Source organism: Sphingomonas sp. AP28, from assembly GCF_056680455.1.
This window is the reverse complement of sequence record NZ_CM155283.1, coordinates 1521251-1534953: the sequence shown is the minus strand read 5'-3', so window position 1 is coordinate 1534953 and position 13703 is coordinate 1521251. Positions and strand designations below refer to the sequence as shown.

Annotated in this window: 15 protein-coding genes; 7 read left to right on the top strand and 8 right to left on the bottom strand. The window is 65.5% G+C overall.

Going from position 1 to position 13703, the window contains the following annotated elements; translation table 11 throughout:
* Nucleotides 1–180: 180 nt before the first annotated feature.
* Both AC1MH0_RS06920 and lipB read right to left on the bottom strand, forming a co-directional pair.
* The gene (locus AC1MH0_RS06920) at nucleotides 181–462 is read right to left on the bottom strand and encodes a hypothetical protein (RefSeq protein WP_056065069.1); all 282 of its coding nucleotides are present in this window, start codon (nucleotides 460–462) and stop codon (nucleotides 181–183) included.
* Between the two features lie 103 nt (nucleotides 463–565).
* Complete coding sequence (gene lipB, locus AC1MH0_RS06915; RefSeq protein ID WP_480965277.1) at nucleotides 566–1219, bottom strand: lipoyl(octanoyl) transferase LipB; 654 nt, start codon at nucleotides 1217–1219, stop codon at nucleotides 566–568.
* A gap of 118 nt (nucleotides 1220–1337) precedes the next feature.
* Here lipB and AC1MH0_RS06910 point away from each other — a divergent pair, with 118 nt between their 5' ends.
* Both AC1MH0_RS06910 and AC1MH0_RS06905 read left to right on the top strand, forming a co-directional pair.
* A complete protein-coding gene (locus tag AC1MH0_RS06910; protein ID WP_480965276.1) occupies nucleotides 1338–2198 on the top strand; it encodes a hypothetical protein in 861 nt (286 codons plus the stop codon).
* A complete protein-coding gene (locus AC1MH0_RS06905) occupies nucleotides 2195–2935 on the top strand; it encodes a hypothetical protein (protein ID WP_480965275.1) in 741 nt (246 codons plus the stop codon). Before AC1MH0_RS06910 ends, AC1MH0_RS06905 begins: the two co-directional genes overlap by 4 nt.
* 110 nt (nucleotides 2936–3045) lie before the next feature.
* Here the strand turns inward: AC1MH0_RS06905 and AC1MH0_RS06900 are convergent, their stop codons facing one another.
* The 3 genes from AC1MH0_RS06900 to AC1MH0_RS06890 form a co-directional block, all read right to left on the bottom strand.
* Nucleotides 3046–3639: a GNAT family N-acetyltransferase gene (locus tag AC1MH0_RS06900; protein ID WP_480965274.1), complete on the bottom strand. Its 594-nt coding sequence runs from the start codon at nucleotides 3637–3639 to the stop codon at nucleotides 3046–3048.
* Nucleotides 3640–3643: 4 nt separating this feature from the next.
* Nucleotides 3644–4486, bottom strand: coding sequence for an oxygen-dependent coproporphyrinogen oxidase (hemF, locus tag AC1MH0_RS06895; RefSeq protein WP_480965273.1), 843 nt, complete (start codon nucleotides 4484–4486; stop codon nucleotides 3644–3646).
* Nucleotides 4487–4661: 175 nt separating this feature from the next.
* The gene (locus tag AC1MH0_RS06890; RefSeq protein ID WP_480965272.1) at nucleotides 4662–5111 is read right to left on the bottom strand and encodes a tRNA (cytidine(34)-2'-O)-methyltransferase; all 450 of its coding nucleotides are present in this window, start codon (nucleotides 5109–5111) and stop codon (nucleotides 4662–4664) included.
* A 203-nt stretch (nucleotides 5112–5314) separates the two neighbouring features.
* On the opposite strand from AC1MH0_RS06890, the gene petA reads away from it, so the two are divergent.
* The 5 genes from petA (at nucleotide 5315) to AC1MH0_RS06865 (ending at nucleotide 9778) form a co-directional block, all read left to right on the top strand.
* Entirely contained in the window at nucleotides 5315–5881 is a 567-nt protein-coding gene (petA, locus tag AC1MH0_RS06885) for a ubiquinol-cytochrome c reductase iron-sulfur subunit (RefSeq protein WP_056489394.1), read from the top strand.
* 10 nt (nucleotides 5882–5891) lie between these two features.
* Nucleotides 5892–7223: a cytochrome b gene (locus AC1MH0_RS06880; RefSeq protein WP_480965271.1), complete on the top strand. Its 1332-nt coding sequence runs from the start codon at nucleotides 5892–5894 to the stop codon at nucleotides 7221–7223.
* Between the two features lie 21 nt (nucleotides 7224–7244).
* Nucleotides 7245–8087, top strand: a complete 843-nt coding sequence (locus tag AC1MH0_RS06875) for a cytochrome c1 (protein WP_480965270.1) — start codon at nucleotides 7245–7247, stop codon at nucleotides 8085–8087.
* Nucleotides 8088–8233: 146 nt separating this feature from the next.
* Nucleotides 8234–8782 (top strand): adenine phosphoribosyltransferase, encoded by a 549-nt coding sequence (locus AC1MH0_RS06870; RefSeq protein WP_480965269.1) that lies wholly within the window; start codon nucleotides 8234–8236, stop codon nucleotides 8780–8782.
* Between the two features lie 252 nt (nucleotides 8783–9034).
* A complete protein-coding gene (locus tag AC1MH0_RS06865; protein ID WP_082453166.1) occupies nucleotides 9035–9778 on the top strand; it encodes a hypothetical protein in 744 nt (247 codons plus the stop codon).
* A gap of 274 nt (nucleotides 9779–10052) precedes the next feature.
* Here the strand turns inward: AC1MH0_RS06865 and AC1MH0_RS06860 are convergent, their stop codons facing one another.
* The 3 genes from AC1MH0_RS06860 to AC1MH0_RS06850 all read right to left on the bottom strand — a co-directional run bounded on the left by AC1MH0_RS06860 (nucleotide 10053) and on the right by AC1MH0_RS06850 (nucleotide 13657).
* The gene (locus tag AC1MH0_RS06860) at nucleotides 10053–10514 is read right to left on the bottom strand and encodes a MaoC family dehydratase (RefSeq protein ID WP_480965268.1); all 462 of its coding nucleotides are present in this window, start codon (nucleotides 10512–10514) and stop codon (nucleotides 10053–10055) included.
* Between the two features lie 11 nt (nucleotides 10515–10525).
* Nucleotides 10526–11830, bottom strand: a complete 1305-nt coding sequence (locus tag AC1MH0_RS06855) for an alkaline phosphatase family protein (RefSeq protein WP_480965267.1) — start codon at nucleotides 11828–11830, stop codon at nucleotides 10526–10528.
* A 177-nt stretch (nucleotides 11831–12007) separates the two neighbouring features.
* A complete protein-coding gene (locus tag AC1MH0_RS06850; protein WP_480965266.1) occupies nucleotides 12008–13657 on the bottom strand; it encodes a hypothetical protein in 1650 nt (549 codons plus the stop codon).
* Between the last annotated feature and the right edge of the window lie 46 nt (nucleotides 13658–13703).

Sequence of the window (13703 nt, the reverse complement as noted above, 5' to 3'; positions counted from 1 at the left end):
ATCCGTCGGCGCCGAAACGATCGCTCGACGACGATGCCGCGGGGGCTGCCGTAGAATGCCCAATAGAGGGTGCGGCCGCACGCGCTGCGATCGCCGAAACCATCGCGCACCACCAATAACGAAAAGGGCCGCCCGGTTGCCCGGGCGGCCCTCCACAACGTCGTAGTTTCCTTGCGGAAATTACATTGCGTTGGTGGTCATCGCGTTGTTCGTCATCATGGTGTCGTTCGACATCATCGTGTCGTTCGCCATCATGGTGTCGTTGGCCATCATGCCACCGTTCGACGCACCGTCGACTGCGGTCATGTTGTCGGACATCGTGTCCATGCCCTCAGTGGCGTTCATGTCGGTGACCATCGTGTTGTCGGTCGTCGTCTCGGTCTTCGGACCGCATGCCGAAACGGCAAGTGCTGCGCTGGCGATCAGCGAACCGGTCAGGACCTTGGAAATGAGTGCACGCATGTGGAAGCTCCCTAGATAGAGGATTTGGCTGGCTGCTCGCCCTTAATACCCAAATCGTAGTGGACATTAATCCGATAACGTCTCGCCCTCAAGCCTCGTTTTCTCAAGGACAAGAAACTGTTTCAAGGAAAGCATCGACCGTCAACGCCAAGGCGGCGTCGAAGGTTGCAAGGTCCGCCGGAATGCCGAGCGTTTGCAGGCTCGTAACGCCGTACTCCGGCAGGCCGCAGGGCACGATACCACCGAAGTGCGACAGGTCGGGGTCGACGTTGACCGAGAAGCCGTGGAGCGTCACCCAGCGCTTCACCCGCACGCCGATCGCCCCGATCTTGGCCTCGCGGCCTCGATCGAGCGTCCAGATGCCGACCCGGCCATCGACCGCGAACGCCTCGACGCCGAGTTCGCCGAGCGCCGCGATCACCCAGGATTCGAGCGCGTGGACGTAACACCGCACGTCGCGTCCGCGCTTAGTAAGGTCGAGAACGACATAGCCGATCCGCTGGCCTGGCCCGTGATAGGTGTATTTGCCGCCGCGCCCGGTCGGGATCACCGGAAAGCGCGCATCGATCAGGTCGCCCGGCTCGGCACTGGTGCCCGCGGTGTAGACCGGCGGATGCTCAAGCATCCACAACAGCTCGCGCGCATCTCCAGCGCCGACCGCGACCGCGCGCGCCTCCATCTCGGCGAGCGCATCGGCGTAGGGGGTTAGGCCGGCACTGGTCCGCCATTCGATATCGGAGGGGAGAGGGGTGGTCACCGATCCCAATTGCGCACCCGAATCCGAACTTGCAACCGCGACGAGCGTTTCAACCATGTGGTCAAGTGCGAGGGCTTGGGCTAACTCGCGCTGGAACGGGAATGGCGGGAGCACGGGCATGGCGACGACGGGCGCGAGGACGGGCATGATCAACGCACGCGTGAAGATGGGAACGGTCTGGGATCGCACGATCGAGGTGCTCAACGGACGCACCGGCATGATCGCGCGGATCGCGGTGCTCGGCATCTTAATGCCGACGGTCGTACGCGATGGCTTCGTCGCGTTCTCGTCGCGCACAAACCCGGTTTCGATGCTGGTTGGCGCAGTCCTGACGATCGGCGCGCTGTTCGCGTTGATCTGGGCACAACTCGCGATCGTCGCGATCGCGACCGATCCCGCTGTCGATGCGGCATCCGCCCGTCGCCAGGGAAGCGCGCGCGTCCTGCCCGCGTTCGGCATCACCGTCCTGCTGACCATCGTCGCCGTCCTGCTCGCGATGCCGCCGATCGTCGTTCTGGTGCAGTCCGGTTTCGACTTCGCGGCCGCCGCGAACGGAACGAGCGTCCAGATGACGCCGCCCAGCGTCGGTGCCGCCAGCTTCACCGCGCTCTACGGTCTCGCCTATCTGCTCGTGCTGCTCTGGATCGGCGCGCGGCTGGTGCTGCTCAACCCGGTCATTCTCAACGAGCGCCTCGGTGTCGGTGCGATCCGTCGCTCGATCCAGCTGACCAAGGGGATGACGTGGCGGATCATCGGCGTCCTGGTGCTATTCTGCATCGTGCTGTTGGTAGCGACGGGCGCCGCGCAGTCCGTCACGGGTATCGTCTTCCGTCTCGTGCTAGGCGCGGACTCCGTCGCAACGGCGGCCTTCCTTGCGGGGGTTGCGGGCTCGATCGTCACCACCGCCTTCACGGCGCTCGCCGCCGTCTTCACCGCGCAGCTCTACGTCGCGACCAGAGAGAAACACGCCGTCCCATGAAGCTCGATTTCGCGACCGTTCTCACCGACGCCTGGACGCTGTTCAAACGCGACCGCGACCTGTTGCTGCGGATCGCCGCGCCGTTCCTGTTCCTCCCCGCATTCGCGCTCGCGCTGGTCGTGCCCGATCCGCCGATGCCCGACGCGGCGGCGGGCAACAACGAGGCACAGGCGATGGTCTGGGCCGATGCGGTGCAGACCTGGGCGGCGGCGCATGGCGGCTGGTATCTGCTCGCTTATGTCACGAGCTTCTTCGGCACGTCGCTGTTCTACGCGCTGTATCTCGACCGCGATCATGTCGACCTGCGCACCGCGTTGACCCGCTGCCTGCGGATCTTCCCCCGCTTCCTGCTGGCGATGGTGATCGTCTCGCTGCCGGCGGGGGCAGGGCTGTTGCTGTACGCGATCCCCGGCCTCTACATCCTCGGCCGGACGATGCTGACCGGCCCGGCAATGTTCGCCGAAGCCCCGCTCGGTGCGCTGGCTGCGATCCGCCGCAGTCTCGTACTCAGCCGTGGGTCGGGGCTGCCGCTGATGGGGCTGGCGGCGTTCAGCTACATCAGCGGCTGGCTCGTCGGCGCGCCGTTCATTATGCTCGACCGAGCCCTCCGCGAAGGCGGGCAGGCCAACCCGGTCGCGCTGGCGATCGTCGATGCCGGTGCTGCCGTGGCAGCAATGGCAGCAGGTACAGTGATGGCCCTGATCGCGATCTCTGCTTACCGGCGGCTGGCTAGGTAGGGCGCAGAGTTCAGCGTTCGCCAAGGAAGTAAACTTCCTGCCTCTTGTTCTCCCGCGAAGGCGGGAACCCAGTCTGGATCCCCGCCTTCGCGGGGAAACATGTCTTCTTCCTATGCTCGCTTAGCCAGATACGGGATCTGCGGCGCCGTCTCCGGCGGCAGCAACCCAGACGCCCGCGGGTCCGGAAACGTCTCGATCGTCCGCTTCACCGCCACGAACCCCTGCGCCCGATAAAACCCCAACGCGCTCGGATGATCGAGCGTGCAGGTATGCAGCCAGACCCGCTCCACCCCCTTCGCCCAGGCCCGCGCGCAAGCTTCGGCCATCAGCCACCGCCCATGACCTTGCCCCGCCAGCTCCGGGATCAACCCGAAATACGAAATCTCGCACGCACCCGCCCCGCGAAAGTCGAGTTCGAGCATTCCCACCTCGATCCCCGCGGGATCAAGCACCGCATACACCGCGATCCCCGGATCATGGACGATCGCCGCCAGCGCATCGTCCGCCATCACAAGCCGCGAGAACCACAGCCACGGGCTCCCCACCCGCCGGAATAGCGCGCGATACTTCTCCAGCGTCGGCCGCTCCCACTTCACCAGCCGCAACCGCGACCCGGGGCTAGGTCGCAGGGGTGGCCGCTTGCGCATTTCCAGCGTCGTGACGATCGTCGCGAGGACGTCATCGGCAACCGGGATCAGCGCCACTGGATCACGACCACGTAGCGCGCGGCGGCAGGCTCATCAGGATCGCGTCGATGTTGCCGCCGGTCTTCAACCCGAACAGCGTCCCGCGGTCATAGACGAGATTGAACTCGGCGTAGCGCCCGCGCCACTCGAGCATCCGCCCCTCGTCGGCCGCATCGAACGGCGTATCCATCCGCCGCCGCACGATCCGCGGATAGGCATCGAGAAACGCCTCGCCGACATCGCGCGTGAAGGCGAAATTGCTCTCGAAATCGCCGTCGAGATGGTCGAAGAAAATTCCGCCGACGCCGCGGCTCACTTTCCGATGCGGGATGTAGAAATAGGTCTCCGCCCACTCCCTGAACCGCTCGTAATAGGCCGGATCGTGCGCATCGCACGCCTCCTTCATCGTCGCGTGAAAGTCGGCCGTATCCTCCTCGATCGGCAGCGGCGGGTTAAGATCGCCGCCGCCGCCGAACCAGCGCTTGGTCGTGTTCAGGAAGCGGCAATTCATGTGCACCGCCGGCACGTGCGGGTTGGTCATGTGCGCGACCAGGCTGATCCCGGTCGCAAAGAACCGCGGATCCTCGCCGGCGCCGTGGATCGACTTGGCGAAGTCTCCCTCGAACGTCCCGCCGACGGTCGAGACGTTGACCCCGACCTTTTCGAACACCTTGCCCTTCATCACGCCGCGCACTCCGCCACCGCCGGGTTCGCCTGAAGGATCGATCCGGTCCCACGGCGTGTACTCGAAGCAGGCGTCGGAACCAGCCTCCCGCTCGATCGCCTCGAACTCCGCGCAGATTCGGTCGCGCAGAGATTCGAACCAGTGGCGGGCGGCGGCTTGCTGAGGGTCGAGATCGGTCATGACACCGCCCTTACCAAATCCTCCCCGGAACGGGGAGGGGGACCGTTCGGCTACTTGGCCGAAGGGTGGAGGGGGATTTCCGCGAGCGTTACGGTTGTGATGACGGAGCGGGACGTTCGCGGTGAACCCCCTCCACCATGCTTCGCACGGTCCCCCTCCCCGCGTGCGGGGAGGATCAGCTCGGCCAGCCGCCGGTCTGCCGCAACGCTTCCGCCGCAACGATCCCCGTCGCCACCGAAATATTCATCGACCGCAACCCCGGCCGCATCGGGATCAGCACGCGCACGTCGGCCCGAGCATGCACCGTCTCCGGCACGCCAGCCCCCTCGCTCCCCATCAGCAGCACGTCGTCGCTACGGAACTCGGCCACATCCAGCCTTACCGCGCCCTTGGTGGTCAGCAACACGATCCGCCCCGTCACTTGGCGCAGGAACGCATCCCAATCGGCGTGCCGCACCACGTCGACCGCGCCGACATAATCCATCCCCGAGCGCGCGAGAGCCTTGTCGCTCCACGTGAATCCCATCGGTTCGATCAGGTCGACGCCGATTCCCATGCACGCGGCGGTTCGCAGGATCGCGCCGACATTTCCGGCGATATCGGGCTGGTAGAGGGCAATTCTCATGCCCGATCCCATAGCGTGCCGGATGCCCGGCGGTAACCCAAAGCAAAATGCAGTTGGCAAACCGGCACCCCGCCGTCTATCAAAGGCCAGCCTCCGTGGGGACGGTCGGGCAAGGTGGGCAACGGTTCGTCGAAACCTGAAGCCCCGCCAGGCCACGAAAAAAATAACGTGCAAGGGCGAGATGAATGGCGACAGTCGACGACATGGTTCCTCCCGGCGAATCGCCAGAGCCGTTTCACGAAGAGGCCCATGATCCTCGCCGCCGTGATTTCATCAATATCGCCGCCGTCTCCTTCGCCGGTGTCGGCGCGGTCGCGATCGTCCTGCCGCTGATCAACCAGATGAACCCGAGCGCCGACGTGCTCGCACAGTCGACCACCGAGATCGACCTCTCGAAGATCCTCCCCGGCCAGGCGATCAAGACCTCGTTCCGCAAGCAGCCGCTCTTCGTGCGCAACCTGACGCCGAAGGAAATCTCGGAAGCCGACGCGGTCGACATCTCGACGCTGCGCGATCCGCAGACGCTCGAGCAGCGCACCAAGGCGGGCAAGAAGAACTGGCTGATCACGCTGGGCGTCTGCACGCATCTCGGCTGCGTCCCGCTCGGCGCGGGCGAGGGTGAGAACAAGGGCCCGTTCGGCGGCTATTTCTGCCCGTGCCACGGCTCGGCCTACGACACCGCCGCGCGCATCCGCAAAGGCCCCGCTCCGTCGAACCTCCACGTTCCGGACTATGCCTTCAACTCCGACACCGTCGTCACGGTAGGCTGAGGAAAACACCATGAGCTTTCCCTGGGCCAAGCAATACGAACCGAAGCTGCCGCTGACGCGGTGGCTGGATGAGCGGCTTCCCGTTCCCCGGCTCGTCTATAACTCCCTCGGCGGCGGCTATCCCGTCCCGCGCAACCTCAATTACTTCTGGAACTTCGGCGTCCTCGCCGGCGCCGCGCTGGCGATCCAGATCGTCACCGGCATCGTGCTGGCGATGCACTACGCCGCCAACGGCGCGGTCGCGTTCGACTCGGTCGAGAGCATCATGCGCGACGTCAACGCGGGCTGGTTCCTCCGCTATGCGCACGCAAACGGCGCCTCGATGTTCTTCATCGTCGTCTACACGCACATCTTCCGCGGGCTCTATTACGGCTCGTACAAGGCGCCGCGCGAGATGGTGTGGCTGCTCGGCGTGGTCATCTTCCTGCTGATGATGGCGACCGCGTTCATGGGCTACGTGCTTCCCTGGGGCCAGATGAGCTTCTGGGGCGCGCAGGTCATCACCGGGTTCTTCTCGGCTATCCCGCTGGTCGGCGACACCATCCGGATCTGGCTGCTCGGCGGATTCGCGCCCGACAACGCCGCGCTCAACCGCTTCTTCTCGCTGCATTACCTGCTGCCGTTCGTGATCGCGGGCGTCATCATTTTGCACATCTGGGCGCTGCACATCCCCGGCTCGAACAACCCGACCGGCGTCGACGTGAAGGGCGAGCAGGACACTGTCCCGTTCCACCCGTACTACACCGCCAAGGACGGCTTCGGGCTCGGCATCTTCCTGCTGATCTTCGCCAGCCTGCTGTTTTTCTTCCCGAACTATCTCGGCCACCCGGACAATTACATCCCGGCGAACCCGCTTTCGACGCCCGCGCACATCGTCCCCGAATGGTATTTCTGGCCGTTCTACGCGATCCTGCGCGCCTTCACCGCGGACTTCATCCTGCCGGCCAAGCTGTGGGGCGTGCTGGCAATGTTCGGCTCGATCCTGCTGCTGTTCTTCCTCCCCTGGCTGGACAGTTCGCCGGTTCGCTCGATGAACTATCGCCCCAAGGCGCGGATCGCATTCTGGGTGCTGGTCGCGGATATCTTCGTGCTCGGCTATTGCGGCGGCGCACCAGCCAACGCGTTCTACGTGATCCTCAGCCAGATCTGCGCGGCCTATTACTTCGCGCACTTCCTGATCATCCTGCCGCTCATCTCGCGCTCCGAGCGTCCGCGGCCGCTGCCGAACTCGATCACCGAGGCCGTGCTGGCCAACCATGGTGGCACGAGCCCGGCGCAGACCGCGCTGTCGACTGCGCCCACGTCGCACGGCGCGGCCTCCGCGCCGCACGCCGCGCACTGATACGAACTAGAGGACACACACATGGTTCGTCTCATCGCATCCTTCGTCGGCGCGGCCTTCGTGCTGGTGCTCGGCATCGCGCTCTTCGGCAGCATCTCGGGGGCGATCACCGACCCCGTCGCGCCCTCGGCTGAGAGCGTCGCGCACAAGCACCCCAAGGAACTCGAGCTCGCCTCCAACGGCGTCTTCGGCAAGTTCGACCGTCGCCAGCTTCAGCGCGGGTTCCAGGTTTACAAGGAAGTCTGCTCGGCCTGCCACTCGCTCCGGCTGGTCTCGTTCCGCGACCTGACCAAGATCGGCTATACCGACCCCGAGGTTAAGGCGATCGCCAACCAGTGGGCGATCGAACAGCCGACGATCAACCCCGAGACGGGCGAGCCCGCGACCCGCAAGAACATCCCGTCGGATCGCTTCCCGTCGCCGTTCGCCAACGAGATCGCTGCGCGCGCCGCCAACAACAACGCGCTGCCGCCCGATCTTTCGCTGATCACCAAGGCACGCGAAGAGGGCACGGCGTACGTCCACTCGCTGCTGACCGGCTACACGACGCAGCCCGCCGCGCTGCTGAAGGAGTTCCCGGACATCAAGACGCCGACGGGGCTTCACTACAATCCGTATTTCGCGAACCTCAACATCGCGATGCCGCCACCGCTCACGTCGGATGGCCAGGTCGCTTACGCGGACGGGACCAAGGCGACGAAGGAGCAGATGTCGACCGACGTCGCGGCGTTCCTGACCTGGACCGCCGAGCCCAATCTCGAGGCGCGCCATGCCGCCGGGTTCGCGTCGATCATCTTCATCCTGATCTTCTGCGGCCTCGCCTGGGGCGCCTACCAGAACGTCTGGCGCGACGTTAAGCATTGATGATGGCCGGGCTCCCACGGTAAGGGCGCACGGATAGAGGGAGCGGCGGACGGGCGACAAGCCTGATCCGCCGCTTTCGTTTTGGCCGTCACGCAACACAGCGTCTCGGCACGTCCGCCGCCCCCGCGCGGAGAGAAGGAACGCCCATGTCCGATACCGACGCGCGCAACGCCGATCTGAAGGCCCTTATCCGCACCATCCCGGACTTCCCCAAGCCCGGCATCCAGTTTCGCGACATCACCACACTGTTGCTCGACCCGGCAGGCTGGGCGACCGCGATCGAGCGGATGGTCGAAGCAGTCTCCGGCCCCGTCGACCTAGTCGCCGGAATCGAAGCCCGCGGCTTCCTCTTCGCCGCCGCCTTGGCCGCCCCGCTAAAGGCCGGCGTCCTGCTGATCCGCAAGGACGGCAAGCTCCCCGGCGCCACCATCGCAGAGGACTACGCGCTCGAATACGGCACGGACCGCATCGCGATCCACGCCGACGCCTTCGCGCCCGGCGCGCGCGTCCTGCTGGTCGACGACCTGATCGCCACCGGCGGCACCGCCCGCGCCGCCGTCCGCCTCCTCCACAAGGCTGGTGCGGTCGTCACGCAAGCCCAGTTCCTGGTCGACCTTCCCGACCTGAGCGGCGCGGAAGCACTGCGCACAGACGGCATCGAAGCAACCGCGCTAATTCACTTCCCCGGCCACTGACTGTCCGAAGGACATAACCACATAGCCGTTCCCCCGCGGACGCGGGGGCCCAGCTAAATACCGTAGCATACCGTCACCCTGGATCCCGGCGTTCGCGAGGGAACAGCAAGGGGAGGGCGCCACGTGCGCACAGGCGCTGACCACCAGACGAAACCCCGTCAGACCCCATTCATGGAACTTGCGATACACCGACTCCGTTATGCGATGAATGGCGGCGCGTTGTGTCCGCTCTCCACGTATGGGAGAACTTCCATGTTTATGAAGCGCTTCGGCATTATCGGCCTAGCCTTGGGTCTCGGACTAGGCGTCGCAGGCTGCACTGACGGTTACGGCTATGGCGGCGCAGGCGTCGGTTATGCCAGCGACCCCTATTACGGTGGTGGCTACGGCGACGGCTATTATGGCGCAGGCTATGGCGGCGGCTATGATGGCTTCGCCGGCTATGGCGGCCTGAACTCCTATTACGGCTGGAGCGGCGATTATTATTATCCCGGCTCGGGCGTGTACGTCTACGACCGCTACCGTCGCCCGCACCGCTGGAACGGCAACCAGCAGCGCTATTGGCAGGGCCGCCAGCAATATCGCGGCAACCACAACGACGGCGGTCGCGGCAACTGGGGCGGATTTGGCAACCGCGGCAATGGCGGCCGAGACGGAGGCTGGCGTGGCAACCGTCCAGGCTACCAGGGCAATCCCGGTACACCCGGTCAGGGCCAGTTCGGCAACGGCCGTCCCGGCCGAGGTCCCGGCCAAGGCTGGGATCGTGGCCGTGGTCCCGATCGCGGCCAGTTCGGTCAACCCGGCCAGCCGGCTCAGCCCGGCCAGGTCACCAACCCGCAGCAGCCCCAGGCCCAAGGCGGCTTCCGCGGCAACCGTGGCGACGGCGCGTTCCGAGGCAATCGCGGCGGCGGCGGTCAGCGTTTCGGCGGCGGACAGCGCTTCGGTGGCGGACGTCAGGGCGGTGGCAACCGCGGCGGCGGTCGTCCGGCGCAGTAACTAGAGCAGGTTTGGTTCACGCGAAGGCGCGAAGGCGCGAAGAGAAGGACTAGTTTTTCACGCGGAGGCGCGGAGACGCGGAGAGTAGCTCAGGAACGGCACGGTCCACTCTTCGCGACAGGAAACCCCTCGACGAAGCTCTGCCATCCTAAATCTCTCCGCGCCTCCGCGTCTCCGCGTGAACAAATCTTCTCTTAGCGCCTTCGCGCCTTCGCGTAAAAAACACCAACGTCAGACGAAGAGTCGGAATACGTGAGGGGCGATCGACCGCCAATCAACCGGTCGGCGTGCCAGCAGGGCGGGTAGCTACTAACCCATTAGACACGAACGTCATCACCATCACGTCGTCCTGATTGAACACCCGCATCCGGCTCTTCAAGATCCCCATCTCCGGCCGGCTTGCCGACACGCGCTTCTCCAGGATCTCGGTCTCGCAGCGCAGAGTATCTCCCGGATACACCGGCTTTACCCACTTCAATTCGTCGATCCCCGGCGACCCGAGCCCGGCCTGCTGGTTTTCCTTCAGGTTCGCGACCACCATCGACATCACCATCGCGCACGTATGCCAGCCGCTCGCCGACAACCGCCCGAAATGCGTCTGCGCCGCGGCCTCGTCGGACAGATGAAACGGCTGCGGATCGTATTTCGCGGCGAAGTCCATCACCTCCTCGCGCGTAACCGCGTAGGAACCAAACGACGCGGTCCGACCGACCTCGATATCCTCGAAATACTGCACAACCTCTCCTCTTATCGTTGCAGCACCTTCTGAAAGGGTGCGGCGGTGCCGTCCAGCCCCGCTTCGGCCGGCAACCCGATCAGATCACGCAGCAGAGGCTCGATCGCGACGTTGTCGAAGCTCGGAATGGTCTTGCCCGCCACGAACGCCGGCCCGTTGGCGATGAACAGCGCGCGCATCTCGGGCGCCATGTTGTCATAGCCGTGCATCCCGCCGATCGAAGCCTTGGTCGGCGCGCTCGGATCGACCCGCCAGCCGACATCGGCAAGGCACAGATAGCTCGGCACGCGCGGATTGCGCCCATAATGGAACCGCGCCGGAATCTCTCCCTTCCGCCAGCATTGCAGATGATCGTGGCGGGTCAGCAACCGCGCCTCCAACGCCGCCTCATGCCCCGGCAGCGCGAACAGGGTCGCGTACGGCCCCGTCTCGACGGTGCGATAATCCGCCTTGTCCGCAATCGCGTCGAGCGCCACCACCCGCGTGCTGCTCGTCGCCGCCATGCCGTGATCCGCGACGATCACCAGGTTCGCCCGCTGCCCCAGCGCGGCCAGCCCATCGACCAGCGCGCCGATGCTCGCATCGACATCCGCCACCGCCTGCGTCACGCCCGCGCTGTCCGGCCCACCCGCATGACCCGCGCTGTCGACCGTATCGAAATACAACGTCACCAGCTTGGGGCGGATCGCGGCCGGCCGCCGCATCCAGTCGAGCACCACGTTGACCCGCTGCGTCCCCGAAACCTGCTGGTTGAACTGCTGCCAATCCTCCGGCCGCGTCCCGCCTTCGATCGCACCATGGCTGTTCGGCTTGGCCGTCCCCCCGACCGCGATGTTCGCGCCCGGCCAGAACATCGTCGCAGTCCGGATACCCGCCTTCTCCGCATCGACCCAGATCGGCGAACTCTCGCTCCACCAGAACGGATCGTCGGTCGCCATCGTGAACGTCTCTCCCGGCCGCCCCGGATCCTCCATCTTGTTACCGACGATCCCGCTGCGATCGGGCCGCAGCCCAGTCACCAGAGTCCAGTGATTGGGAAAGGTGATGCTCGGAAACGACGGCCGCATGCTCGCGAACACCCCGCCCGCACGCAGCCGGTTGAGGTTAGGTGTCACGCCACGATCAAGATAATCCGGTCGAAACCCATCGATCGACACGAGAATCGTGACCGGCGCCCGAGTCTCGCCCGGCATCGCAGCCGCCGCCGTCGTGGTCGGAGCAGGCGCAGTAATCGGCGCAAGGGCAGGGGGCGTATACGGATACGCACACCCGGCGAGCGTCAGCCCTAGAAATGCGAGCACAGCCGTCTTCATCATAACCGTTCGTCCCGAGCAGGTGGCGACTTCGCGCGATCCTTACTCGGCACGAACGATGAGAGAAAGCGATCCGTGCGGAGCGAACTTATCCTCGCTTGTTTCCCCGCGAAGGCGGGGACCCAGACTGGGCTCCCGCCTTCGCGGGAGAACAAGAGGTGCTGTCCGATGTTATGCAGCCTACAGCCCCACCGCCAGCTTGCTGAACAAAGTCCAACTCACCGGCGTCTTCCCATACGCCGCCTCCAACGCCGCCGGCTTCGCATACGCAGCGACGGTCCCGCCAAGCGCCAACCCAAGCGGTCCGACGATCGGCGCCCGGTACGCATACCCGACCTCCGCCTTCGTCACCCGGAATTTCCGATCGTGCAGAGGATCGCCCTCATCCGGAAACAGCTCGTCGTTCGCCACATTCTCGAGTCTGCCGAACACCGCATGGCGAGCCGAAAGCTCGTACGTAGCCTCCGCCAGGAACGCGCTAAGCTTCTCCCCAGGCACCCGGTCCTTGAGACTATACGCAAACGTCGTCGCCAGCCCGCCCCGCGCATATTGCACGCTCGCGGTCGAGCGGTTCTCGTCCTCCCCCGGATGCTGCGCCTCGGGTTCCTTCAGCCGCCCATGGCTCACCTGCACCGCCCAGAACGGCGACGGCGTCCACGTCCCCCGCACGCTCCACGAATCGAGCCGCGGCGTCTCGATATTCCAGCGATGCTCGTCCGGCTCGCGCCCCTTGAACGCCGAGGCCTCCAGCTGGAACGCGGGGGTCGCATACCCCGCCGTCACCACGCCGTAGGTGATGTGCGTCGAATCGAACCAGTGATGCGTGATCGGCGACATCGGCTGATACCGCGCCGACCCGCGGTGCATGAACGCGCTCGGCCCCAGCGCCGGCTCGCCGACCGGCCCGCCATACAGGAACAGCGTGTCGCCGTTCCCCAGCCGGTAATCGATCTTCGCGGCAAGCTCCATGAACAGGTCGTGCGGATGCTGCCGATCGACCAGCGGCCGGTCGTTCGCCAGCTCGCCGGTCGCGAACAGATTGGTGTAGCCGCGCGCGCCCATCAGCGGCTCGAGGCTGTTCATAGTCCGCAGCTGGATGTGAAACCGGTCGCCCAGGTCGCGATCCGCCATCAGCATCGCCATCGACTGCACGAACGCCTCGCTCTTCCCGCGCGGCCCCCCTTGGTCGGTCGCCACGCCCCACGCATAGCCATGCGCCATCAGCATCCACTCGCCGACCTGCGCCATATACCCGCGCATCGGCCCCTCCGCGGCCGGCAGCCGCGACGTCCCGCTCCCCTGGCTGTAGAAGCCGGCGGACGTCCCCATCGCCATCCCCGCCATCGCCGAACCCGCCGGCATCTTCGCCAGCGCCGCATCGGACGCCGCGCGATAGGCGGGGTCGGCGATCATCGCATGCCCCATCGCGCCATGATTCATCGCCATCCCGGGCATCGCGGCGTGATCCGTCTGCGCATGATCCATGCCGGAGATAGCCTCGGGCATCGCAGACGATGTGGCCGAAGTCGGAGGAGCGACCGGAGCAGCGTGGCCCATCGCCGAATGGTCCATCGTCGAATGATCGACAGCACTCCCCGGCTGCAACGCGTGAGCCGACGGAGCAGCCGAACGCACACCCGAACGCTTAACCACCGGCCGCGGCTTGGCCTCCTTCACCGTCTTCCTGGGAGCCGCATCAGGCATCGTCATGCCCGGCATGGCCATGGCATGTTGTGCCACCGCACCAACCGGCAACACCGCCCCCACGACACCGCCCGCAAGCAGCATCGCCCTCACGGCCCCAGCTGCGAGAAACCTCGATCGAGTCATCGTTATATCCTTGGAAAAGCCTAAAAATCACGGTGCCTCAGCACCC

Excerpts from the sequence above, each read along its gene's own strand:
- AC1MH0_RS06920 (WP_056065069.1), bottom strand. The coding sequence starts at position 462 with ATGCGTGCACTCATTTCCAAGGTCCTGACCGGTTCGCTGATCGCCAGC.
- AC1MH0_RS06910 (WP_480965276.1), top strand. The coding sequence starts at position 1,338 with ATGGCGACGACGGGCGCGAGGACGGGCATGATCAACGCACGCGTGAAG.
- AC1MH0_RS06905 (WP_480965275.1), top strand. The coding sequence starts at position 2,195 with ATGAAGCTCGATTTCGCGACCGTTCTCACCGACGCCTGGACGCTGTTC.
- hemF (WP_480965273.1), bottom strand. The coding sequence starts at position 4,486 with ATGACCGATCTCGACCCTCAGCAAGCCGCCGCCCGCCACTGGTTCGAA.
- AC1MH0_RS06890 (WP_480965272.1), bottom strand. The coding sequence starts at position 5,111 with ATGAGAATTGCCCTCTACCAGCCCGATATCGCCGGAAATGTCGGCGCG.
- petA (WP_056489394.1), top strand. The coding sequence starts at position 5,315 with ATGGTTCCTCCCGGCGAATCGCCAGAGCCGTTTCACGAAGAGGCCCAT.
- AC1MH0_RS06880 (WP_480965271.1), top strand. The coding sequence starts at position 5,892 with ATGAGCTTTCCCTGGGCCAAGCAATACGAACCGAAGCTGCCGCTGACG.
- AC1MH0_RS06875 (WP_480965270.1), top strand. The coding sequence starts at position 7,245 with ATGGTTCGTCTCATCGCATCCTTCGTCGGCGCGGCCTTCGTGCTGGTG.
- AC1MH0_RS06870 (WP_480965269.1), top strand. The coding sequence starts at position 8,234 with ATGTCCGATACCGACGCGCGCAACGCCGATCTGAAGGCCCTTATCCGC.
- AC1MH0_RS06865 (WP_082453166.1), top strand. The coding sequence starts at position 9,035 with ATGTTTATGAAGCGCTTCGGCATTATCGGCCTAGCCTTGGGTCTCGGA.
- AC1MH0_RS06855 (WP_480965267.1), bottom strand. The coding sequence starts at position 11,830 with ATGATGAAGACGGCTGTGCTCGCATTTCTAGGGCTGACGCTCGCCGGG.
- AC1MH0_RS06850 (WP_480965266.1), bottom strand. The coding sequence starts at position 13,657 with ATGACTCGATCGAGGTTTCTCGCAGCTGGGGCCGTGAGGGCGATGCTG.